Consider the following 23,832-nt stretch of genomic DNA (forward strand, 5'->3'; position numbering starts at 1 on the left):
AAGGGGATACCCTAAAATTGGAAGTTTACTGATAGATTGAGCTTTACTTACTTTTTCTATTAAAGATAGAAGCTTTGTTCTTGTTTCAATATTTAAATCTCCTAGGATAGTATGTAAGTCAGCTTTTTCTTCTTTAATAATTAGCGAATAAGCTTTTATTCGGATTAAAGACATGATACATAAAAGTCTATCGCCCCATACCGGAGGATTTAGAAGTGGATTATGCTTATTGATTATAGAATAAATAGGATAATCATACCAATTAAAGATGTTTTCGCAATCAGCTATTTTAGCATATTGTTTCAATGAGTCGAATATATTCATAAAAATGATGTTTCTAATTTATTGTTCGTAAAGGTACAATATTTTATTGTGCAATGAAATTAATGAGTTGAAATCAAAACCACAAATGGGACTGCGTTAATCTTTTATGCTTTAGTTGTAATCGCATCGTTTGTAAATATAAAAGCTTCACCATTCAATAGCGAATAGTGGAGCTTTTAGGGCTAAAGTGTATACTTGTTAATATAATATCTCGTGATTGTGAATATAGTGATATTCTTATTCTACCACTTTTTTGGGGGAAGCGGATATTTTATTTTCAAAAATCTCTTCTCTTTTGGGTCTTTGACGGATTTATAATGACAGTTATATTGATTCACTTAACCTTAATTTATACAGTATCGATTTAATTCTGAATAGTAGTTAAGATTCCATCATCAAAATATAAGTAGGAGTTGGTTTTATATACCCATTGTTCAGTCTCTTTTCCATTTAGTACAGTTCTGTTCTTGGAATCTGGTTCACCCCATGCTTCTATGCACATTTTATCAGTCATTCCTATTTTTACTTTCTTCTTTATAATAAGTAATGCGTACTCTAAACCATATTTTTCTACTATAGAGTTTTTCCATTTTTCAAATTCGTTTTTATCCATAAAACAAGAGAAAAAAGCAGCATTTGTTTCTCCTTTAGTTAAAAATCTATTTCTTATGCGTGCTTTTATTTCATTTCCATCAGAATTTGTAAGAATGGCATACAATTGCATTGTTACTTCATCATCTACAAGCTGTATATCTGTACATTGCCATTCGCTCTTATCTCGTAGGTTGATTATTTGCTTTGTTTTTGTGTCAATAGCAGAATGATCAAGTGATGGTTCTGTAATAAATTGGCAACCTTTCCCTTTTGCTCTTCCTGTGTATATAAATGCTTTTCCTATATATTTTTGTTTAAGTTTCTCGTAATATCCAACAAGTAAAGCATCATCCAATGAATAATATGCCACTTCCCATTTACTTTTTTTCCCATCTTCATTTCTCAGTTTGAATATAACTTTATCTAGTTTATACATTCCTGTGTAACTTTCGTCTAAATTAAATTCAAATCCATCAATGGTATAGTACTTTCCTCTAAGTCTGTCATTCTTTGTATCGCTACTTCCCCATTTTTTATGAAAGCTAAGCTGCTTTTGGGTAAAAGGTAAAATATATATACTTTGCCCTATGAATTGTCTGAACTGTCCATTGATGTTAGTTAAAGCGGTTTCCTCTGTCTGATATTCATTTGCTATTATGTCATAGTTCAAATTAAAATTCGATAAACTGTCATATTTTTCAATTTGTTGCGTTGGTTTTGTATTAACTTCCGTTCTAATACTAATCTGGGCATTAGAATATGTACAACTTCCCCAAAAGGCAATAAATGCTATTAGTGAATTTCTCATATATGTTACTATTATTTAGTTATGATTATATGCTATATAAAATAAGCGTGAACCGCATGCCACACTCTTACTTGAAGGTCGTAGGAAACCCTGAATACAGATGCAACAATAGCAGCCCACGCTATATGCGTGAGAACCACTATGCTATCCTTGTATTCAGATTGAAAATTTCCTACGTTTTCAAGTACAAGATAAGCATAACGCTTCTTCTAATTCTAACATGTCTTGGAAAGAGTTTCCTCAATCCATTGGCAAAGATACATAATTTAATTGATAATCGGGAATATAGAGTCACAAACTATCAAGTTACATCTTAATTCCTCTACTTTTCTTTCTGTTACGACAGTCTTGTTCCATATCTAAGCCTGTGTCATTGCTCCCTGAACCAGTCGGCAATCGGCTTCCTGTTTATTGTCAGGTTCAGTCTGCTTTCATTGTCAGGGTCATTCTCCACCCTTAAAATATCATCCTTTATGTCAAAGTTCCGCCTGTGTTGTTCCGAATAGATTTTACCGCTACATTTCAGGACTTCTTTTTTGACTATAAGACTTTCAGTCATTTCTTTAGTGAGTCCCAGCATGGTACAGAACTTTTCCATGCATAACATTTCCCTGAACATCGGGAACCACCTGAAAGCCTTGCCTATGATTCAGGCAAGCCGTGACAGCTCTTTTCCCTTTATGTCAAGTTCCTGCCTGTGCATTTCCTTGAGATTGTGGATTTGCGTATCATGTTGTTTCTGCATCTGCTGTATCTGGCTCTGCAATTTTTCAATATTGGTGTCCCGCTTTGAAATTTTGCCTTGCAGTTTTTCGTTGGCATGTTCCAGCTCTTTCAGTTTTCCACTTCTGAAAAGAGAAGCAACTCCGCTTGTTATGGCTGTCGCTGCAGTGGTGGCTGTCTTCCTGAGCTTGTCTGTGCGTATCTTCAATTTTACTTGTCTGAGTTCTTGCCCGGCAAGATTTACCTGTTGTTCCGTATGCCGTTTTGCAGCGTTTATGTGTTGCAGTTCGGCTTTCTGCTTCTCAATAATAAAATCGTTTCGTTCCAGATGCTTTTTGCCAGTAACTGCCTTTGATTGCTCACGTGGAAAGGCCGAACAATTTCGAGCAGAAATACGGAGAATGACATTCTGTTTTCAGGCACATTTCTACGAATTTCATACACAACATATTGTCTGAAAAATAAAAAACAGTACTTTTGTTTCCGGCAGCGCGTTTCACGGCATGGTGCCGAGTATGCAGAATGCTTGAGAAGCGCAAATTTGAAATCGGATAGTTTATGAAAAAGAGAAGTTTGAAAAGGTGCATACAGGTTGTAACCTGTGTGTGCGGACTGTTCAGTACATGTATGACATGGGCCGGAGAAGACACGACAAGGTTGGCTTTGCATTACAATCGTCCGGCAGAGTATTTTGAAGAAGCATTGGTGATAGGCAACGGCACGATGGGGGCCATCGTGTATGGAGGTACGGAACGCGATGTCATTTCGCTGAACGACCTGACACTGTGGACGGGGGAGCCCGACCGCAAGGTGACCAGTCCCGATGCCTATAAAGCCATTCCGGAAATACACCGTTTGCTCGATGCCGGGGATTACCGTGGTGCCGACCGCGAGCAACGCAAGGTGCAGGGCCATTACAGCGAGAACTACCAACCCTTAGGATGCCTGACTGTCACCTACCTGGATGTGCCGGCACAGATTTCAGCCTACAGTCGCTCGCTCGATATAGCTAATGCCGTGGCCGAAACCCGCTACCTGCGCGACGGTCAGCCTTTTTCATGCGATTATTTTGCTTCGGCGCCCGACTCGGTCATTGTGTTGCGCCTCCGGTCGGAAAGCCCGCAGGGCATCCGGGCATTGCTGTCGTTCGACTCGCAGTTGCCTCACGCTACATCGGCCAATGGAAATGAGATTTCGGCCGAAGGCTATGCCGCTTACCATTCTTATCCCGTGTATTTTGGCCAGGTGAAAAATAAACACTTGTACGACCCCGAACGGGGCACACGCTTCCGTACGCTTGTCAGGGTACTGACTCCGGACGGAGAGGTGAAGAGTTTCCCTTCGGGTGAACTGAAGATTGAAGGTGCACGCGAGGCAGTAGTGCTGATTGCCAACGTCACCAGTTTCAACGGTTTCGACAAAGACCCTGCACGCGAAGGCCGCGACTACAGCAATCAGGTGGAGCGACGGATGTCGCTGGCTGCCACCAAGACTTACGACGAGTTGCGGACCAACCATATCGCCGACTACCGTCACTTCTTCGACCGTGTGAAGCTGAACCTGGGACAGACGGCACCCGAAATCGCCGCCCTGCCTACCGACGAACAGTTGCGCCGCTATACGGACGAGAAACAGTACAACCCCGAACTGGAGGCACTGTACTTCCAGTTCGGACGCTATCTGCTGATCTCCTGCTCGCGTACACCCGGTGTGCCTGCCAACCTGCAAGGCTTATGGAACGAGCAACTGCTTCCGCCCTGGAGCTGCAACTATACCAGCAATATCAACCTGGAGGAGAATTACTGGGCTGCCGAGACGGCCAACCTTAGCGAGATGCACCGTCCGCTGATGGACTTCATTGCCAACCTCAGCCAGACGGGAACGGAGACCGCGAAAGCTTATTACGGAGTGGACAGAGGTTGGTGCCTGGGACAGAATACCGACATCTGGGCCATGACCTGTCCCGTGGGTCTGCACGTAGGCGACCCGTCGTGGGCCTGTTGGACCATGGGGGGCGCATGGCTGTCGACGCACATCTGGGAACGTTATCTCTTCACTCAGGATAAAGACTTCCTGAAACAATATTATCCGGCACTGAAGGGGGCCGCCGAATTCTGCATGAACTGGCTGATCGAGAAAGACGGCAAGCTGCTGACCTCGCCTGGGACCTCGCCCGAAAACAAGTTTGTCACGCCCGACGGATACGTGGGAGCCACATCATACGGTTGTACGGCCGACCTGGCCATGACGCGCGAGTGTCTGACTGACGCCATCAAGGCTGCTGCCGTGCTGAACACAGACAAGGACTTCCGCCGCCAAGCCGAGCAGACCTTGGCACGCTTGTGGCCTTACAAGGTGGGCCGCGACGGCAATCTGCAGGAGTGGTTCCACGACTGGCCCGACCAGGATCCCCGACACCGTCATCAGTCCCACCTGTTCGGACTGTATCCGGGGCATCACCTTTCGGTGGAGCAGACGCCCGAACTGGCGCGTGCCTGTGCCCGTACCCTCGAAATCAAGGGCGACGAAACGACCGGCTGGAGTACCGGCTGGCGTGTCAACCTGTACGCCCGCCTGCAGGATGGCGAGGGAGCTTACCGCATCTACCGCCGCTTGCTCCGTCTGGTGACTCCCGACGGTTACAAAGGCAAGGACGCCCGTCGTGGTGGCGGCACCTATCCCAATCTGCTGGATGCCCATTCGCCTTTCCAGATTGACGGCAACTTCGGTGGCTGCGCCGGGGTTATCGAGATGCTGATGCAGTCGTCCGAATCGTCCATAACCCTGCTGCCTGCCGTACCCGCGCAGTGGAAAGACGGTAGCGTACAGGGCATCTGTGCCCGTGGTGGCTTCGTGGTCGATATGACCTGGAAGGATGGCAAGGTGACTGCCCTGAGCATCCAGTCGAGAAAGGGCGGTAAGACCCGTGTCTGCTTCAACGGGAAGTCGGTGAAAGTCAACTTGAAGGCCGGCGAAAAACGGCAATTGCTGTAACGCGACCTGCACCGGACGCATCTTGATGGAATAAGTATTTATGGACTTCTTAAACAATGTAGTAATCAGATGAACAAGAAATTAGTGTCTGGTCTCCTCTCTTTTGTGACCTTGTTTGGTGGCATGGGATTGACCAGTTGCTCCGACGAGGACGGGGGCTGGCCTTACTCCGTGTCCGAAGAAACGTATTACGCCAATCGCTTCGGCAAGGATGTGATGAATATGTATTATCTGTGGAATGCCGAGATAGCCGACGACCTGGCAGGCTGGGATGCCGAAACCAACACCGACCCCATCGGCACGGTCGACCGCATCCGCTATCACGACAGCAATGGCTACATCGACAAGTGGACCATGATGACCGACGACATGAGTTCGTTTGTCAGCTCCGTTGGCGGAGTGTCCACCACTTTCGGGTGGAGCCTGACCGTTTACTTGGTTAATCAAGAGACGAAGCAGTGTGCTGCCGTGGTCAATTTTGTGCATGACGATACCCCTGCGGCACGGGCCGGACTGAAGCGCGGCGACATTCTGTTGAGCATCGACGGTCAGCCGCTGACGACGGACAATTACCTGAATCTGTATTACAACACGAGCCTGAGCACCTCGCTGGGTCGCTACAATGCCGCCGACAATACGATTTACGACGTGGGGAAGACGGTGGAGCTGACGGCTGTGAACATGTACGAAGACCCCGTGCTGTGCGACTCCGTCTACGAATTCAATGGGAAGAAGGTGGGCTATCTGGCTTATTCGGCCTTCGACCTGACTTCCATCAGCAAGCTGATAGCGGTGTGCAAGGACTTCAAGGCCGCAGGCGTTCGCGAGCTGGTGCTCGACCTGCGCTACAACGGAGGCGGCTATGTGCTGACCGAGAATGTGCTGGCTTCCATGCTGGCTCCGCAGCAGGCGGTGGCATCGGGGCAGGTGTTCGAGCGCGAGGTGTACAACAACTATCTGACAGAATACCTGCAGAAGCAGGGTGCCAGCATGGAGACGTGCTTCGCGACCGACTACACGTATCAGAACGGTGATGAGGTGATGAATGTCAGCACGCAGGATGCCAACATCGGACTGGAGAAGATTTATGCCCTGATAGGAACAGGCTCGGCGTCAGCCTCCGAGGCGCTGTTGGGGGGACTGATGCCTTACATGGATGTACGGCTCATCGGCGAGCAGTCGTCGGGCAAGTATTGCACGGGAATGATGCTGGCTGCCGAAGATGCTTACAACGAGGTGCCCGAAGCGATACGCAACTGGGGACTGTATGTGATGATCAGCATCTACCAGAATGCCGCCGGCGAGACGCCCTGCATGCCCGACGGGCTGAGGCCCGACGTGGGTGTGGACGACGAACCGATGCTGGCCTATGCGCTGGGCGACGTAAACGAGCCATTGCTGCGCCAGGCACTGACCGAAGCCGGTCGCGCGTACGACGATGCTCCGTCGGCTGTGCAGACCCGCAGTCTGACTTCGCGCTACGTGCAGTTGCCCGGCGTGCAGAAGCCTGTCTTTGGCAAGCGCATACAGCAACCGGTGTCTGTCGGGCCGGTTGTCCGGTAAAGGAGCTGGGGTTTACAACGTCGTGTTCGTCATTATTGACATCGTGACGGGTCACCCCCTCACTATACGACCGAGGTACCCTAAGTATACGACTGAGGGTACCTAAGTATACGACCGAGATGGCCTAAGTATACGACTGTGATAGGCAAAACTCAAACCTTTCGTAATCAGCCGTTTACGAAAATGGTGCGAATGGCTATGGAAGTTTACAAAACCGTTCCCTTTCCGGCCTCTCGCCGCAGGGTTACAACTGCTGCAATTCTCTGACCAGCGAGTCGCATACCAGTGTAAATGCCGCCTTGTTCTCGGGGCTGATGGGCTTCTTGGGTTGCGACTTGATGGTGAGCGGATTGATGGGCTTTCCGTTTTCGTGTACGCGGAAGTCCAGATGAGGCCCGGTAGCCAGTCCCGTGGCTCCTACGTACCCGATGACTTCCTTCTGTGCCACCTGCGACCCTACCTGGATGCCTTTGGCAAAGCGTGACAGGTGCATGTAGGTACTGACGTAGACGCCGTTGTGCTTTATCTTCAGGTAGTTTCCTCCACCTCCGGCCTCATATCCCTTGGCTATCACCTTTCCGCTGCCGATGGCATAGACCGGCGTGCCCGTAGGTGCGGCATAGTCGACGCCGTGGTGTGCCCTGTAGCGTTTCAGCACCGGGTGGAAACGGCTGTTCGAGAAGCGCGACGAGATGCGATAGAAGTCGAGCGGGGCCTTCAGGAAAGCACCTTCGAGGCTGTTGCCCCGTTCGTTGTAGTAGAGTTCCTCGCCGTCCTGCACGAAGGGGATAGCGTAGTACAGGCTGTCTTCGTGTACGAACGAGGCGGCCAGAATGTGAAAGTTTTCCAGACTGTTGCCGTCGACGTACTCCTGTTCGTAGATGACGCGGAACTCGTCCTGCTTTTGCAGTCCGAAGAAGTCGATGGTCCAGCCGAAGATATCGGACAGCTTCATGGCCAGCTGGGGCGAGGTGTTGCTTTGCTGCATGGCTACCCAAAGCGACGATTCCACCTGGCCTTTCACCTCCTGCCGTTTCCATTCCGAGGGATTCTCGCCGCGGCGCACACTGTATTCGTCGCGCAGGTCGAAGACGATGTACGTTTTCGGACTCTCTTCGTAGACGAAGAAGCGTGTGCGTGGCAGGCTGTCCTTGGTGGTGAACACGGCATAGGCCTGTCCGCTCTTCACCTTGCGGGCGTCGAATGTGCCCTTGGCCCGTTCGTTCAGGCGGTGTACGTCGTTCACCGACAGGCCGTGGCGTTGCAGGATGGACGACAGGTTCTGGCGGTCCTCGACGATGCCGTAATTCACGTTGTAGCGGTCGGTCGGGATGCCATATTTATAAGTGATGGCCTCCACTTCGGCCGAGTCGGTCATTTCCACTTCGTCCAGCATGTCGGCCGGTCGGTCTTTCCTGACGAGGTGCGTAATGCCCCATGTAGCTGCCAGCACAAGGAGGATACCACCTATTATATAGTATATTCTTTTCTTGCCTCTCATACGTGTTTCGTTGTTTTAGAGGGGGCAAAAGTACAAAAATAGTGCTGATATACAAATCCTTTTGGGTGGTCAATTCCTGAGGCGCTTCGAATTTCGAGGGGAGATTGGCGGTGCGGATGGGCCGGTATGTTACGGTTTGCAGGCGCCGATTGTACAGAACGACGCGGAAGCTTGGGAAGAGCTTCCACGACGATCCATGTAATCGGCGCCTGTGTGGAGGGTATATACCGAACCCTGCCCACCCCTGTGCAGATGTTTGGGCTGCGGAGCAGGGTTGGGCAGGGGAGGGGCGTTATTCGATGATGGGTACGTCGATGTTTTCGTTGTCTTCCTTCCAGTCTTCCATCGTGAAGTCGCCGGACACGTCGCCTGTGAAGATGTCGCCTACCGTCAGGTTCAGGGTCAGTTTGGTATTGGCCACAAGCGGCGATTTCAGTGTCTGCTTGAAGTGTTTTACCGTACCGTTCTTTAGCTTGATGCTCATCTGAAACTCCGGATTGCCGTACGAGGGGAACAACATGACCGTTCCGTTGGTCATTTCGGTACCGTCAACCGACCGCACCAGTGGGAAAGCTACCGTACATGCGTCGCCTTGAGGCTGTCCCGTATAAAAGTCCAGTTCGCGGGCAATGCCGGTGATGCCTATCACAACGCTCTCTATGTTAGACGAAAGTGCAGAGCCTTCCTGGTTCTTGACGCTGACTTTGATTCCGGCAACTACACGTTGCAAGGATGCTACGAGTTCGTCTGTTCCTATATTGACATTCTGCACGGCGTGTACAAGGTCGTATACGGGGTAGTACGTCGTATCGTTGCTCATCTTCAACAGGCTGAAAGCTTGTTGTGACAGGTCTCCGCCGATGCTGTACGAAGGCTCTCTGACTGCCGGATTCGAATAGATGGGCTCTTCGTATTTGGGAGTTCCCCAATATATCATATTGTAGTCACCCATAGGCAACAGGAGTTCACGGTTGCTGGACGATTCGTAAAATTCGCCGTCCTTTACCATATAGTATCCGTAGAAAGGAGTCAGTCGGTGGTTTACGTAGTTGCCAAAATAGATCGAGCTTTCTGGTTGACATGGCATGACGGTCAGTACACCGGTGAACGGACTTTCGCCACTGGCTGTCGATACTCTCATGTGCAGTGCGGGTGTTGCCAGTTGAAGGTCTTCCTGAGGGATGGATGTTTCGTCGTCCGAGCAGCTGGTTGCTAATGCGGCAACCAGTGCGAGTAATGCTAATTTTTTCATTTCTTGTTAAGTTTTTAGGTTGTTCTTACATAGAAACGTTTGTGCTGTGGAATAGTTCTGGGTTTAGGAAAAAATATTTTTGATCTGTGTTTTGCTTTGTCCCCATTTCCTACCTGTGGTAATGAAATGCCTGTTGAGGATAGAAGAATAGTCCAAACGATGCAATAATAGTCCAAATAATCATCCTAAGTGTTAATATACTGACGATTATGTTATCCATTTAGAGGATTCTTCTATGGTGGTAACAGTGAAATGCGTACATTTGCGGTGTTCAAACACAGATTATTTAATGTTCATATTATGAAATTACAAATCCGACTTTTTTTCTGTGGCGTCGCCCTGTTGGGACTGGCGTCTTGTGGAGACTCCTATGTAAAGCCCGATGCGCCAATAAAGGAAGTTTCTTTTACTCAGGTCCATCTGGACGATGGGTTCTGGGCACCCCGTATCGAGACGAACCGTACGGTCTCCATTCCTTCAGCTTTCAGAGAATGTGAGAAGAATGGGCGTTTCGACAATTTTGCCATTGCCGGCGGACTGAAAAAGGGAGAGCACCGGGGTGACTTTTCGTTCGACGATACCGACCCTTATAAGGTGATTGAGGGAGCCTCTTATTCGTTGGCTGTCAAGTACGACCAGGCGTTGGACGCCTATCTGGATAGTGTCATCTCCCTGATAGCTGCTGCCCAGGAGCCGGATGGCTATCTGACTACGTGTGTCACCAACCGTTGCTACCGCCTCTCCGGCTGGTGGGGAAAACAACGCTGGGAGAAGATCAACAGCCATGAGCTGTATAACAGCGGCCACTTGTACGAGGCTGCCGTAGCCCATTATCAGGCAACCGGCAAGCGGACGCTGCTCGACGTGGCTATCCGGAATGCCGACCTCGTCTGCCAGGTGTTCGGACCCGGCGAAGGACAGATTCATCGTCCGAGCGGCCATCCCATCATCGAAATGGCGCTGGCGAAACTCTATAAGGTGACAGGCAACGAGAAATACCTGCAGACCGCCCGATATTTTGTCGAAGAAACCGGACGGGGCACTGACGGACATCCGCTGAGCGAATACAGCCAGGACCACAAGCCTATTCTGCAGCAGGATGAAATCGTGGGACATGCCGTGCGGGCCGGTTACCTGTATTCCGGCGTGGCCGATGTGGCGGCACTGACGCAGGATACGGCTTATTTCAATGCCTTGTGCCGCATCTGGGACAACATGGCCAGCAAGAAACTCTACATAACGGGTGGTATCGGTTCGCGTGCGCAGGGCGAAGGTTTCGGTCCCAACTACGAACTGAACAACCATACGGCCTATTGCGAGACGTGTGCCTCCATCGCCAATGTCTTCTGGAACTATCGCATGTTCCTGGCCACGGGCGATGCCAAGTATGCCGACGTGCTGGAGCGTGCCTTGTACAACGGAGTCATTTCGGGCGTGTCGCTGAGTGGTGACAAGTTCTTCTACGACAATCCGCTGGAGTCGATGGGACAACACGAACGCCAGCGGTGGTTCGGGTGTGCCTGCTGTCCGGGCAACGTTACCCGCTTTATGGCAAGCGTACCTCTTTATATGTATGCTACGCAAGCCAACGACATCTACGTCAACCTGTACATTCAGAGCAAGGCTCAGCTGACGACCGAAGCCAATAATGTGACGTTGGAACAGACCACCGCTTATCCTTGGGAGGGCAAGGTGACACTTACCGTCCGACCCGAAACGGAGCAGGAGTTTGCACTGCGTCTTCGTATACCGGGCTGGGCACAGGATTCACCGGTTCCTACCGACCTGTATACATTTACCGACAAGGCCAAGGCATATTCCATTTCGGTCAACGGCAAGAAAGTACGTGCCCGTCTGTACGACGGCTACGCCACCATTCACCGCCGCTGGAAAGCTGGCGACGTGGTCGAGGTTGACCTTCCGATGGATGTGCGCCGTGTCAAAGCCAATGAACTGGCCGAGGACGACCGTGGCAAACTGGCAATCGAACGCGGTCCCATCATGTTCTGTCTGGAGGGAAAGGACCAGCCTGACAGCCTTGTATTCAATAAGTTTATCCCCGACGGCACACCGATGAAGGCCTCTTACGATGCCGACCTGCTGAACGGAGTGGTTGTGCTGACCGGTACGGCCAAGGAGGTGGAAAAGGATGGTACAGTGAAAGACGTTGCCTTCAAGGCGATTCCTTATTCTACCTGGAACAACCGCGGAGCCGATCAGATGGCAGTATGGATTCCTGCTTCGGCCGAGTATGCCCGCATTACTCCCGAACCGACTATTGCCAGCAAGGCACGTACGCTGATGATTCAGGCACCCATTCAGAAGGATGCTCCCGAGTCGGCCTCGGTTGAGGCTTGGGCATGGGGAGTCAACGACCAGTGGGAACCCAAGCATTCGTCGGACACGTCGAAACCCTATCATTACTGGTGGCTGAAGAACGGTACGCTGGAAACCTTGGCTTACGAGTTTGACCAGCCTTACACGGTGTCGCATGTCGATGTCTATTGGTTGGATTTCGACCATAATGACGGCAATTTTCGTGTGCCCGAAAGCTGGAAGCTATATTATAAAGACGGCAAAAACTGGAAAGAAGTAGAAGCTCTCTCACCTTATACCGTAGATAAGGATCGATATAATGGATTGGATTTCAAACCGGTCAGAACGACCGGGCTGAAGCTCGCCGCCCAGTTGCAGAAAGGTGCATCGGGTGGAGTGATAGAGTGGAAAGTGGAATAGCAGGTTTATGGTTCTCTCTTCAGGCGCAGGAAGCTGTATTGGCTTTTTGCGCCTGACTTTTTTATATATCTGCATCTGCCTCTTGTGTATGAAAAAGAATATCTGTACATTTGTTGTAGGCATGGCGCAGTTTGCGTCATCAGCTTTTGGCTTATTGTAGTGGCTGGCTGGTTGTCGAGACGGTGGAAGATGGCTGTCGGGCTGGCGCCGCTGATAGATTATGTATAGAAAATCCGGTCAGGGACAGGCTTGAAAGGTCGGTCTGTGCGCCGGTCCGAAGAGATATGAATTCTTTATTATTACTGAAACGCCCCTTTGTCTGGTTGCGCCGTTTCCGTCATCGTCGCGGTTATGGAGTGCATTCGCCGTTTGCCTTCGATTTTATTACACGGGTGGTTTACGAACATACGCCATATTATCAGTATAAAGAGCTTTCGGCGGAGCAGAGACGCCTTGCTTCGGAAAAAGGACGTAGTTGGGCATGTAGGGAGTCGCAGAAGGTGAAACGTCTGTTGTTTCGTTTGGTCAATCGGGCACAACCGGCGTTCATTGTCAATGTAGGGCCGGATTCGGCAGCCGGACTGTACCTGAAGGCTGCCAAGAAAGATGCCGGCTATCTGCATGCTTCCCAGCTGGACGAGCTCTTTCTGGAACGTGGTGTTCCTGTCGATTTCCTTTATCTGCACGATTATCGTCAGCCTTCACTGGTGCGTGCAGTCTTCGATGTGTGTGCCGACCGTGTGACGGAGCGTTCGGCTTTTGTCATTGAAGGCGTCGGCTATTCGCCGGAAATGCGGCAGCTTTGGCGCGACATGCAGTGCGATGCCCGGTCAGGAATTACGTTCGACCTTTACGACCTTGGGGTTATCTTTTTTGACAAGTCGAAAATTAAGCAAGATTATATTGTGAACTTTTAAGCAGAAAGCCTGTTTTTATCAATTAGCAAACTCTAAACAATCAGCAGTTATGAAAGTGTATACTAAAACCGGAGATAAGGGGACAACTTCCCTGGTGGGTGGCACCCGTGTACCCAAAACGCACGATCGTCTGGAGGCCTATGGCACGGTAGACGAGTTGAATTCCTTTTTGGGGTTACTTGTTACTTATGTAGCAGACGGACAGGATGTTGCCTTTTTGCAGCGCGTGCAGAACTGCCTGTTCGTTGTCGGCTCTTATTTGGCTACCGATCAGGCAAAAATGTCATTGAAGTCTGCCAGTGTTGTCACTCCTGTCATGGTTGCGGAGATGGAAAATGAGATTGACCGTTTGGATGCCCTTTTGCCTCCGTTGTCAGCTTTTGTTCTGCCAGGGGGGAGCCGTGGCGCTGCTCTTTGTCACGTGTGCCGTACCGTGTGCCGACGTGCCGAACGCCGTATTCTGACTCTGTCGGCCGAGGTAGAAATAGCTCCGGAATTGTTAGCTTATATGAACCGATTGTCCGATTATTTGTTCGTTCTGTCCCGGAAGATCAACCTGGATGCGAAAAAAGACGAAATATTTTGGAATAATAGTTGTAAGTGACATAAATTGTTATACATTTGCCGAAAAATAGAAGTAGAACTTAATATTCACAATATTCACGATTTAAATACTTAGGAATTATGTATTGGACATTGGAATTGGCATCCAAACTGGAGGATGCTCCTTGGCCGGCAACTAAGGACGAATTGATAGACTATGCCATGCGTTCGGGGGCTCCGCTTGAGGTGATTGAGAATCTGCAGGAGATGGAAGATGAAGGCGAGATTTATGAAAGTATAGAAGATATTTGGCCCGATTACCCCAGTAAAGAAGATTTCTTCTTCAACGAGGAAGAATATTAGCAGTCTTTAAATGGGTTAAATAATTGAATATCAACGCGATAAACAAGGTGTTTTGTTTGTCGCGTTGGTGTTTTATAGTCTCAGATGGTGCGGTTTGCTTGGACAAAATACATTTTTCGGAGGAAGAATCGGGATTTGTTTGGACAAAATTCATTACCTTTATAAAGGTTTGTGAGTTTTTGCTGCAGCCTTTACTTTTAATTAGTATTGGAAGAGCTGAACGACAATATCTTCATAACATAATAAATATTCAATATGATATATTTTTTTGACTCACTCGTTGAAACACTCCGTTCACATTGTAATAATGTAAAGCACCGTATCTGGATATGCACCCCATTTATTGGTGGCATAAAGGACGTCTTGCGTATTATTGGTGGCTCATGGAAGAGAAACGATATTGATTTCAGGGTTATAACAGATATAGAAACCGGATTTATACGGCAGGATACTTTTAATGAGTTCATCAACAACCATCCGAATTCTATCAGATCCTTAAAAAGTTTACATGCCAAGATTTATATCGTTGATGATTGGTGTTTGGTCTCTTCAGCCAATCTCACAGGAACAGCTTTCAGCAAAAGATATGAGATTGGAACAGATGACGTTAATATAAGTGAGGTTGAAACATTCTTCAATTCACTTTGGGAAAACAAAAAGACCAAACTTGTAACATCATGGAGCAAAGTAAAGAAACAATCCCAGATTGAATTTGAGGATGGAGATGTTGGCTATGATAAGTTGACAAATTTACCACCATACTCTGCGGGGATAGAGAAAATGGATAAGTATCTTGCACAATGCTCCAGATACAATGCTTTTGCCAAGACCTATGAAAAGGTTACAGGTCGATGCCAAGACATGGTCAATGATGGCTTTACTCTTCTCCAGGAAATCGATTATCTATTTGACTATCTTGAACATGTGAATTGTGTATCAAAAGGATTAACAAAAGTTCAGAAGCGTACTGAATCATCCCGAATTTCTTTAATCAAAAAATATTTTAAAGAAATATCTGAGTATTACAAATATAATCCAGATAGTGAACTTAGAAGGTATAATAGTTCTAAACTGGTCAAGAATTTAACTTCTCCATCAAGAATTAAGACAATCAATGCAAAAGAAGTTCGAGCAATTCTGGACACATTCAATTGCTTTGGACTTGGAAGAAACATGCATGGACATGCCTCAAAATTTATCAGTGAAAATTCACTTGATGACATTAGGTATTATTGGGATGCTTTACTGAACCATGGAGATATAACAGGTGAAAAAGTAAATGAATGCTGTAAACTCCAACATTTCCGTGATTCAAGTGTTAGTGAACTGATAGCATGGCGATTCCCTGACAAATATCCAATCATGAACACATGCTCTAAGAAAGGGTTATGGTTTTTTGGAATTGATATATAGACCTGATTTATAAAGTTGGCAAACGAATTAAAATTATGTTGTTCAATTATGAGCTATAAATATAGAGAATTCAAAACACAAGAAGAGATAGACACTTTCTTTAGCAAACTGAGCAAACAATTAGGAGATGTTGCAAATCTAGATGAATATATCATAGATTGGTACAAAAAGGATGGTATAAAAATCTATGGTTATTTCCATGAGAACTCTCGTACTTTAATATGTTATGGTCAGACTATTTCTCCGGAAAAAGCTAAACTGCAAAGCAGGCCTGGTATTTTTGCAAAACTACCAAATTACGGCTCTAGTAGAATATATTTAGGACTTAAAGATCATTTAGGTAACGATCTGTTAGAGAATATGTATGAAGGAATAAACTTCTTCTATCAGACGGATATATATGCCTACTTTACAATAAAGAAATATGGTAAAGTTGGCATATTCAGATACTCAATTAACTCATCGGAAATTATAGTCCCCCCAAAATATGACTCTATATTTGATGCACGAGAATATACTTGGGGCTATATTATTGATGACAATGTCGGATTTATGTCTATAACTGGTCAAAAAATAACAGATGCCCAATATATTAATGAGGAAGGTTTTAACATATTTGTTGATGGTAAGGCTTTGACTCAGCTGAATAAACCTGAAACTTGTAAAGTTTATATAGATCATTATGGTAATGTTATAGATTTCTACTATGAAGAAGAAAGTACTTTTAGTGGAAATGGAACGGGTTATTATCCGTTTGGAGATTTACCTGATGTTTTGGATGCTTATGAGGGAGACAATTTAAATCTGTGGAATACTGATTAATTAGTTTATCTACTTCATTCCTCCCATCATCTCAGACCGTCTCAGACGGTGCGGTTTGTTTGCGCAATTTTCATTGATTATTGCATAATATATTGATAATCAATGTAGATAAACTTCTTCAACGAAGAGGAGTATTGATCTAAGTCGCATAAATGAAACATCTACATACCGGCGGGACAGGCAACGATGAGTTGTTTGCCCCGCCGGTGTTTGTTTAGGAGTTGCCGGTGTTGTCTTTATAGCGACTTGATATTTAGAATAAGACTCGTTGGTTAAATGAATTTACATAATGAGCACTCGGATAATAGGTGAAAGCTACCGTATGTACTAAATCTGTTGAAAAGAGAAAAAATTCAGTTTTCCAGCCTTTATTCTTTACGTTTATGCTAACTATTTGTATAATAGTGAATTTCTGTGAAACGTCATGCTTCACAGTTCACATGTACGATTTTTGCCCCTGATGAAGCATGAAAGTATGTTTCACAACAACGTGCTTATTACCTGAATATTATGGTGAAACTTCACCGGCGAATATTTGAAAATTTGAATTTTAGAGCCGTTTTGCATGAATACGCAGTCTTCTTTAGGAGAGACAGTAGAATGCTTTCTATTAATTTGACTGTTTGATAAGGCGTGAAGCAAGAGAACGGTGTTTCAATTACTTTGCTGTAGGACACTTGTATAGCTCGCGAGCCGTACAAGTGTCCCATAAATAGAATGCAAGTGTCGCTCGCGAGCCGTGCAAGTGTTTCAGAATTGGATGGTCTTCTTCCGTAGACAACAGGTGTGAAAGTAGAACTTTTTCCTGTGTGAGGCCTGTTATTACGCTACAAAATCATATATTTGTATATTCTTTAAACCGATGACGAAAATGGAAGTAACGACACGACGTTTGCCCGAGTTGAAGCAACGGCAATTGCCGGCAACTTGCCGGGAAGAAGTTCAGGCTTTGCTGAAGGAAGTTTACGGATACGAGCAGTTCCGCAATCTGGAGATATACGATGACTTGTTCAGTGGGAAAGAGAAACTGGAAATCTCGCAAGGACAGCTGATAGAGAATGTCATCCTCGAAGCAGAAAAGGCACAACAGGGCGACGAATCTGTAGAGAATATTTTGCTGACAGCACCTACGGGTTCGGGTAAATCGTTGCTGTTCCAGTTGCCTGCCATTTATTTGGGACGTCAGTACGGGCTGCTTACCATTGTCGTGTCACCGCTGAAGGCATTGATTGTCGATCAGGTGGAAAGCCTGCAGGAGTTGGGCTACACGCGGGTGGCTTATGCTTCGTCCGACCTGTCGCCCGAACAGAAAGCCGAAGTCTACCGTCTGGTGCGTGAGGGGGAGATTGACTTGTTCTATCTCTCGCCCGAGTTGTTGTTGTCGTACGACATCAAGCACTTTATTGGCGGACGCCGCATAGGCATGGTGGTGGTCGATGAGGCGCATACGGTGACTACCTGGGGTAAGGAGTTCCGTGTGGATTATTGGTTCCTGGGCCGTTATTTGAATGGTTTGAAGCAGAGTCTCGGATACGGCTTCCCGCTGTTTGCGCTGACGGCTACTGCCGTGTGGAATCCGGCAGGAAGAAACGACATGGTGTTCGAGACCATCCGTTCGTTGCAGATGGAACCTTGTGTGCTGTATGTAGGTACGGTGAAGCGTCGCAACATCGGTTTCGATATCCGTCAGATGACGATCGAAGAAGGCGAAACTTACGATAAGGCCAAGCAGCGTGTTGTTTCTGGTCGGATCGAAGATTATTTGGACGGGCATAAGACTTTGCTTTACTATCCTTTTGCCGGCGGCATTGATATGCGCTTGAAGAGTTGGGTGCGTTCGTGCGATTGGCACCTGGTGGCATCGTATTACGGTAAAAAGGAGAAAGAACAGAAAGCCACCATCGTGCAGGAGTTCAAGGAAGGTACCAAGAAACTGATTGTGGCCACTAAGGCTTTTGGTATGGGAGTGGACATCAGCGATATCGATCGTGTGTACCACGTTGCCCCCTCCAGTACGTTTGTCGATTATATTCAGGAGATAGGTCGTGCCGCGCGCGATGCCGATGTGCAAGGTATTGCAGCAACTGATTTTCATGAACGCGACTTCTACTACATGAAGCGCCTGCATCAGTTGGGGAACATTGCTCAGGAACAGCTGGTACTTATCTTGCGTAAGCTGATGGAGGTTTATCGCATGAAAGGCGAGAAGCAGGAAGTGATGATTTCTTTGTCCGATTTTGAGTTCGTAGTGAAAGTGCCGCGTACGAAGAACAAATTGGAATACGAGTCCGAATTGGGACAGCTCATCAAGACGGCATTGTTGTGGCTCGAAGACGACCTCTCTGCCCGCTTCGGGCATAATCTGCTGGACGTAAGTCCGCAAAACCTGCTGACCGAAGGCTATGTGCAGGACAAAATGGGCGATGCTTTTGCGCGCGAATTCCACGATTATCTGACTCCGGTCGAAGGCGAGTCCGATGTCTATCGGGTACGGCTGAACGACTTGTGGGAAGAACGTTTCCCGGAGTTGGGATATAAAGAGTTCAAACAGCAGTTGGGCAACGGTACGTTGTGGGAAGGTTCGCGTGCTGTGGCAGTAGGCAGGCACGATGTATTGCTGAAGGAAGATGCAGCCGAGATACGTTGTCGGCTCGATGCCTTGTTTGGCAGCCTGAAGACACTGCTGACCGATAAGTTGCGCAAGACGAAAGGACGCTTTGATGAAGAAGAACTCCGTGCTGTCTTTGCCGAGCACGATATGGATGTCCGCTCGGCCAAACGCTTTATCGGTTCGCTGCTGGAGTCGCGTACCGAGGAAGGGCGCAGCGTCAGCTATATCAGCAGTGTGAAGAAGAAAGAATCCAACGAACTTTCGTTCACGGTGACCAAGGGCTTCGACCTGCTGCTGTCCCGTTATCAGAAGCTGTTTGTGCAGCGCATCACGGGATGCAAGGGCGATAAGCTGGTGTTCTACACTACTCCTTTCTCCGACCTGAACATGCTGCTGAATTTGCTTTCCATGCTGAACTGTCTGTCGTTCAGTGTCGAAGGTGGTGGAACTCCTTGCGTACAGATTCGTTTTAACGACCCTGAAACCTTGTTGCAACTGGTTTCGACCGACGACTACCGTAACCTGATTCTGGATAATAACGAACTGATTTTCGAAGAACAGATAGAATTGTTTACCCTCTTCTTGGGTACGGAAGCCTTGACCGATGCGCAGCGTTGGGACTTTATTGAAGATTACTTTACTGGTGCCACTGTTGAGGAGCTAAGGCAGAAGTACGCACTTTAAACATTGGTATGCTGCTCTTTCGGCATGTTGCATTTCTGAAAGGCGAGCCGTTCGTCGCCGTTCATCAGATAGATGATGCCGCAATAGGTAAATCCGTGTTTGGTCAGGATGTGTTGCAGAATACTGTTGTCGCGGTGGGTATCTGCCCGCAGGTTCGGTATCTGACGGTAGCACCAGTCCAGGCAGGCGGCGGCTACTCCGTGACTTGCTTCTGTGCTTGCCAGTCGGTGGATGGTGGCATAAGGCTGTACGTCGTCTATCCAGGCTCCTTCGCAGATGCGGGCATACGTCGGGTCTTTGCCCGGGATGAAGGAGAATGTACCTATGATTTCCTGAGCATCGTCGAGGCAGACATAGCTATGTCCGTTTTCGATGTCGCGGCGTACGAGTTCTTCGTTGGGATATCCGCCGGTCCATTGCTTCATGTTGCCGCTTTTCCGCATGATACGTTTAGCTTGTTCGAAGACAGGCATCAGTTTGCTTATTTCTTCGGGTCTGGTTTGTCTGATGGTTATCATATTGTACATATTGTTTTCGGGCTGCAAAATTATTCTATTATTTTGTTTTGGCGAATATTTTGCAACCCGAAATGCAATTAACGAAACATCTCCGTTGATGATGCATCATTCATTCGGATACGGAATCAGTTCACCGGACGAACGGTACGCCGGACGTTGGGCATCCCGTTCCTTCAGGTAACGGGTCAGTTCGTCGGTCAGTTCCTTTACTTTTTCGGGCATGCTGTCTGCCAGATCATTCTGTTCGCCGATATCTTCTTTCACATTGTAAAGGCGGCATTGGCGGCTCTCCCAGGTATAAATCAGATGATAGTCACCTTTCAGGATCGAGGAATAGGCACCGTAGCCCTCTTCTTTGTTCTGCGTTTCGCCCCACAGGTTGGGGAAGTGCCACACGATGGGACGTTCGTACCGCTTTGCCGGATGTTTCAGTACCTCTGCAAAGCTTGTTCCGTCGATAGTCTGTAAGGTGCGGTATTGTTTTACGCCGGCCATTTCCAGTATGGTGGGGAAGAAGTCTTCTATCATGACGCGCTGGTCGCTCTGTGTGTTGCCTTGGGTTACTCCGGGCCAATAGACCATCATCGGTTCGCGTACGCCGCCCATGAAGGCCGAACCTTTGCCGGCACGTGCCGGATAGTTCTGGTCGCGGTTGGCACGTCCTTGGCGCACGTTGTTCAGTCCTTGTCCTCCGTTGTCGGACATGAACAGCAGGATGGTGTTTTTGCCTACTTCCGGATTCTGTTCCAGATAGTCGAGGATGTCGCCCAGGCTTTTGTCCATGCCTTCTACAAGCGCAGCATAGCGGACTTCGTTCTCGTTGAGTGTGTCGTTCAGCTGTTTGTCGAACTGACCCCGGTAGTTGGGGGTAAAGCGTTTGTCTTCGTCGTAGGGCGAATGGACGGCATAGTGCGACATGTAAAGGTAGAACGGTTTGTTCATTTCAACCGACTTTTTCATAGCGTTCAGGGCTTCTCGTGTCAGGGCTTCGGTCAGGAATATGTCTTGGCCGTAATATTTCTCTAAACCGTATACGGCAAATTTGCTACCTTGACCGAAGTTCTTTGTTCCCAGATAACTGCCGGGTGCTCCATTAGGACCGCCGGCAATGTTTACGTCAAAACCCATGGTTGCCGGATCGGCTCCGGGAGTAGTGCGTGCACCGAAGTGGGCTTTCCCGCAGTGTATGGTATAATATCCGTTATCTTTCAGAACTTGTGGCAGGGAAGTGATAGGGGTAGAATTGTTGATCTTACCGGCTGTACTGTCCGGCTGTATACCGTTGTAGTTCCATTGTGGCAGGCTGATGACACTACTCTTGGCATCGGTCTGTTGGTTCAGTTCCAATGTCCAGTTGGTCACTCTGTGTCGGGAGGCATTCATGCCTGACATCAGACTGCATCGTGTAGGCGAAGAAATGGCACATGCGTAAGCCTCGGTAAAGCGGACACCCAGTTGTGCAAGCCGTTCCATGTTTGGAGTGCGGAAACGTTGATTCAGGTTGCTCCGTTCGTTGTTGTAGAAAGGCACGGAGGTGTCTTGCCAACCCATGTCGTCTACCAGAAACATGATGATGTTGGGTTGAGTAGTGTTTTGAGCTGTTGAAGCGAGTGTCGCAAGCAGGAGACACGGTGCTGTGAATAGTCTTTCCATAGATGCTTCAGAATTCTTCTTTATATTTTAGTTTTAAACAATAAGCTGTCAGCGGAAACTTTTCAAAGATACGATTAAAATGTAGGTAATTGGCTGTTTATAAATATGTCTTATGCCATAATTTAACTTCTTTAACAAGACTCTTTCCAGTCGTTCGCAAACAATTTGCTATTTTTAAATTTTAAATCAGTTTATTCCGTTTATATGAAAAGTCAATCGTCTCTTCTTCTAGGCTCACTGCTGTTGTGCAGTGCAAGTCTTTTTGCGCAAAAAGAGCAGCGCCCGAACATTGTATTCATCTTGTGCGATGATATGGGTTACGGCGATTTGGCCTGTTATGGTCAGCCCTATATCAGTACTCCCCACATCGATCGTATGGCAGCCGAAGGAATGCGGTTTACGCAGGCTTATGCCGGTAGTCCGGTCAGTGCTCCGTCGCGGGCAACGCTGATGACCGGACAACATTCAGGACATTGTCTGGTACGGGGCAATAAGGAGTATTGGCCTGAGAGTCCGGTTGTGATGTATGGTGAAAATAAAGACTACAGTGTAGTAGGACAGATGCCTTATGATCCGCAGCATATTATTTTGCCTGAAATTATGAAGAAGAACGGTTATACGACTGGTATGTTCGGAAAATGGGCAGGCGGTTACGAAGGGTCGGTATCTACACCCGACAAGCGAGGCATTGACGAATACTATGGTTATATTTGCCAGTTCCAGGCTCACTTGTATTATCCTAACTTCTTGAACCGTTACAGTAAGGCTTTGGGTGATACGGCAGTGGTACGCGAGGTAATGGAAGAGAACATCCAATATCCGATGTTCGGACGCGATTATTACAAACGTCCGCAATACTCTGCCGACATTATTCATCGTAAAGCTTTGGAGTGGCTCGACAGACAGGACGGTAAGCAACCTTTCATGGGAATTTTCACCTATACACTGCCCCATGCCGAATTGGTGCAGCCCGACGACTCTATTCTGCAAGGATATAGAAAGAAGTTCTTTGTGGACAAAACTTGGGGTGGGCAAGAAGGAAGCCGTTACAATGCCACGATACATACGCATGCCCAGTTTGCAGCTATGATTACACGGCTGGATGCTTATGTAGGTGAAATAATGGACAAGCTGAAGGAAAAAGGACTTGACGAGAATACCATTGTGGTGTTTACCAGCGATAACGGTCCTCACGAAGAAGGAGGTGCCGATCCTGTGTTTTTCGGCCGAGACGGTAAGTTGCGTGGATTGAAACGTCAGTGCTACGAAGGTGGCATTCGTATTCCTTTTATAGTACGTTGGCCGGGGAAGGTGGAAGCTGGTGCTGTGTGCGACCATCAACTGGCTTTTTACGATGTGATTCCAACCTTCTGTGAACTGATTGGTGACAAGAAATTCCCCAAAAAGTATTTGAACAAGAAGTTGGAAAGTGATTGTTTCGACGGCATTTCGTTTGCCCCTGTGCTGACGGGAAACGATGAGGCGCAACAGAAGCATGATTTCCTGTATTGGGAATTCCACGAAACCGACCAGATAGGCGTACGTATGGATGACTGGAAGCTGGTAGTGAAAAAAGGAATTCCTCATTTATATAACCTCGCTACCGACATTCACGAGGACAACGATGTGGCGGCACAGCACCCTGACATTGTCCGTCGGATGAAAGACATCATTCGTACCGAGCATAGACCTAGCGCCGACTTCAAGATTACGTTGCCGTCGTTCGATTGACGTTCATAAGAAACTTTTATATTTACTTTTTAGCAGTGTCAATGAAAAAATGTGGCAGTTGTTCCCTTCAGAAACATAATTT

The 23,832-nt window shown here is 47.6% G+C and carries 16 protein-coding genes and 1 pseudogene; 10 read left to right on the forward strand and 7 right to left on the reverse strand.

The window, feature by feature from the left end; genetic code table 11:
- The 3 genes and pseudogenes from QVP67_RS02150 to QVP67_RS02160 all read right to left on the reverse strand — a co-directional run.
- The coding region (locus tag QVP67_RS02150; protein ID WP_288179812.1) for a hypothetical protein at window positions 1-324 on the reverse strand (324 nt) is incomplete at its 3' end.
- A 364-nt stretch (window positions 325-688) separates the two neighbouring features.
- Window positions 689-1,726 carry a hypothetical protein gene (locus QVP67_RS02155; RefSeq protein ID WP_022161913.1) on the reverse strand — a complete coding sequence of 346 codons (1,038 nt, stop codon included), beginning with the start codon at window positions 1,724-1,726 and terminating at the stop codon, window positions 689-691.
- 306 nt (window positions 1,727-2,032) lie between these two features.
- Window positions 2,033-2,813 (reverse strand): annotated as a pseudogene (locus QVP67_RS02160) (mobilization protein); the annotation flags it as partial.
- Window positions 2,814-3,007: 194 nt separating this feature from the next.
- Between QVP67_RS02160 and QVP67_RS02165 the strand changes: the two are divergent.
- Together QVP67_RS02165 and QVP67_RS02170 are read left to right on the forward strand one after the other, a co-directional pair.
- Complete coding sequence (locus QVP67_RS02165) at window positions 3,008-5,443, forward strand: glycoside hydrolase family 95 protein (RefSeq protein ID WP_022161917.1); 2,436 nt, start codon at window positions 3,008-3,010, stop codon at window positions 5,441-5,443.
- Window positions 5,444-5,512: 69 nt separating this feature from the next.
- The gene (locus tag QVP67_RS02170; protein ID WP_022161918.1) at window positions 5,513-7,006 is read left to right on the forward strand and encodes a S41 family peptidase; all 1,494 of its coding nucleotides are present in this window, start codon (window positions 5,513-5,515) and stop codon (window positions 7,004-7,006) included.
- Window positions 7,007-7,250: 244 nt separating this feature from the next.
- Here QVP67_RS02170 and QVP67_RS02175 read toward each other — a convergent pair whose 3' ends face one another.
- Window positions 7,251-8,507, reverse strand: coding sequence for a M23 family metallopeptidase (locus tag QVP67_RS02175; protein ID WP_022161919.1), 1,257 nt, complete (start codon window positions 8,505-8,507; stop codon window positions 7,251-7,253).
- A gap of 292 nt (window positions 8,508-8,799) precedes the next feature.
- Window positions 8,800-9,759 (reverse strand): FimB/Mfa2 family fimbrial subunit, encoded by a 960-nt coding sequence (locus QVP67_RS02180; RefSeq protein ID WP_022161920.1) that lies wholly within the window; start codon window positions 9,757-9,759, stop codon window positions 8,800-8,802.
- 300 nt (window positions 9,760-10,059) lie between these two features.
- Here QVP67_RS02180 and QVP67_RS02185 point away from each other — a divergent pair, with 300 nt between their 5' ends.
- From QVP67_RS02185 to QVP67_RS02215, 7 genes are all read left to right on the forward strand, one after another.
- The gene (locus QVP67_RS02185; RefSeq protein ID WP_022161921.1) at window positions 10,060-12,495 is read left to right on the forward strand and encodes a glycoside hydrolase family 127 protein; all 2,436 of its coding nucleotides are present in this window, start codon (window positions 10,060-10,062) and stop codon (window positions 12,493-12,495) included.
- A gap of 284 nt (window positions 12,496-12,779) precedes the next feature.
- Window positions 12,780-13,412, forward strand: coding sequence for a hypothetical protein (locus tag QVP67_RS02190; RefSeq protein ID WP_022161922.1), 633 nt, complete (start codon window positions 12,780-12,782; stop codon window positions 13,410-13,412).
- 49 nt (window positions 13,413-13,461) lie between these two features.
- Complete coding sequence (locus QVP67_RS02195) at window positions 13,462-14,016, forward strand: cob(I)yrinic acid a,c-diamide adenosyltransferase (protein WP_022161923.1); 555 nt, start codon at window positions 13,462-13,464, stop codon at window positions 14,014-14,016.
- Between the two features lie 80 nt (window positions 14,017-14,096).
- Window positions 14,097-14,318 (forward strand): DUF2795 domain-containing protein, encoded by a 222-nt coding sequence (locus QVP67_RS02200; RefSeq protein WP_002558131.1) that lies wholly within the window; start codon window positions 14,097-14,099, stop codon window positions 14,316-14,318.
- A gap of 255 nt (window positions 14,319-14,573) precedes the next feature.
- Entirely contained in the window at window positions 14,574-15,731 is a 1,158-nt protein-coding gene (locus QVP67_RS02205; RefSeq protein ID WP_022161924.1) for a phospholipase D family protein, read from the forward strand.
- A gap of 48 nt (window positions 15,732-15,779) precedes the next feature.
- Window positions 15,780-16,553, forward strand: coding sequence for a hypothetical protein (locus tag QVP67_RS02210; RefSeq protein ID WP_022161925.1), 774 nt, complete (start codon window positions 15,780-15,782; stop codon window positions 16,551-16,553).
- A gap of 862 nt (window positions 16,554-17,415) precedes the next feature.
- A complete protein-coding gene (locus QVP67_RS02215) occupies window positions 17,416-19,848 on the forward strand; it encodes a DEAD/DEAH box helicase (protein ID WP_288179813.1) in 2,433 nt (810 codons plus the stop codon).
- On the opposite strand, the gene QVP67_RS02220 is transcribed toward QVP67_RS02215, so the two are convergent.
- Complete coding sequence (locus QVP67_RS02220; RefSeq protein WP_288179815.1) at window positions 19,845-20,366, reverse strand: GNAT family N-acetyltransferase; 522 nt, start codon at window positions 20,364-20,366, stop codon at window positions 19,845-19,847. The genes QVP67_RS02215 and QVP67_RS02220 overlap by 4 nt on opposite strands.
- Before the next feature lie 105 nt (window positions 20,367-20,471).
- A complete protein-coding gene (locus tag QVP67_RS02225; RefSeq protein WP_022161928.1) occupies window positions 20,472-22,019 on the reverse strand; it encodes a sulfatase in 1,548 nt (515 codons plus the stop codon).
- 204 nt (window positions 22,020-22,223) lie between these two features.
- On the opposite strand from QVP67_RS02225, the gene QVP67_RS02230 reads away from it, so the two are divergent.
- Window positions 22,224-23,750 (forward strand): arylsulfatase, encoded by a 1,527-nt coding sequence (locus QVP67_RS02230; protein ID WP_022161929.1) that lies wholly within the window; start codon window positions 22,224-22,226, stop codon window positions 23,748-23,750.
- Window positions 23,751-23,832 lie beyond the last annotated feature (82 nt).

The sequence above is a fragment of the Bacteroides sp. CAG:633 genome (assembly GCF_000435115.1).
Classification (GTDB): domain Bacteria; phylum Bacteroidota; class Bacteroidia; order Bacteroidales; family Bacteroidaceae; genus Bacteroides; species Bacteroides ndongoniae.

Excerpts from the sequence above, each read along its gene's own strand:
- QVP67_RS02200 (WP_002558131.1), top strand. The coding sequence starts at position 14,097 with ATGTATTGGACATTGGAATTGGCATCCAAACTGGAGGATGCTCCTTGG.
- QVP67_RS02210 (WP_022161925.1), top strand. The coding sequence starts at position 15,780 with ATGAGCTATAAATATAGAGAATTCAAAACACAAGAAGAGATAGACACT.
- QVP67_RS02195 (WP_022161923.1), top strand. The coding sequence starts at position 13,462 with ATGAAAGTGTATACTAAAACCGGAGATAAGGGGACAACTTCCCTGGTG.
- QVP67_RS02170 (WP_022161918.1), top strand. The coding sequence starts at position 5,513 with ATGAACAAGAAATTAGTGTCTGGTCTCCTCTCTTTTGTGACCTTGTTT.
- QVP67_RS02230 (WP_022161929.1), top strand. The coding sequence starts at position 22,224 with ATGAAAAGTCAATCGTCTCTTCTTCTAGGCTCACTGCTGTTGTGCAGT.
- QVP67_RS02155 (WP_022161913.1), bottom strand. The coding sequence starts at position 1,726 with ATGAGAAATTCACTAATAGCATTTATTGCCTTTTGGGGAAGTTGTACA.
- QVP67_RS02180 (WP_022161920.1), bottom strand. The coding sequence starts at position 9,759 with ATGAAAAAATTAGCATTACTCGCACTGGTTGCCGCATTAGCAACCAGC.
- QVP67_RS02225 (WP_022161928.1), bottom strand. The coding sequence starts at position 22,019 with ATGGAAAGACTATTCACAGCACCGTGTCTCCTGCTTGCGACACTCGCT.
- QVP67_RS02175 (WP_022161919.1), bottom strand. The coding sequence starts at position 8,507 with ATGAGAGGCAAGAAAAGAATATACTATATAATAGGTGGTATCCTCCTT.
- QVP67_RS02190 (WP_022161922.1), top strand. The coding sequence starts at position 12,780 with ATGAATTCTTTATTATTACTGAAACGCCCCTTTGTCTGGTTGCGCCGT.
- QVP67_RS02220 (WP_288179815.1), bottom strand. The coding sequence starts at position 20,366 with ATGATAACCATCAGACAAACCAGACCCGAAGAAATAAGCAAACTGATG.
- QVP67_RS02165 (WP_022161917.1), top strand. The coding sequence starts at position 3,008 with ATGAAAAAGAGAAGTTTGAAAAGGTGCATACAGGTTGTAACCTGTGTG.
- QVP67_RS02185 (WP_022161921.1), top strand. The coding sequence starts at position 10,060 with ATGAAATTACAAATCCGACTTTTTTTCTGTGGCGTCGCCCTGTTGGGA.
- QVP67_RS02215 (WP_288179813.1), top strand. The coding sequence starts at position 17,416 with ATGACGAAAATGGAAGTAACGACACGACGTTTGCCCGAGTTGAAGCAA.
- QVP67_RS02205 (WP_022161924.1), top strand. The coding sequence starts at position 14,574 with ATGATATATTTTTTTGACTCACTCGTTGAAACACTCCGTTCACATTGT.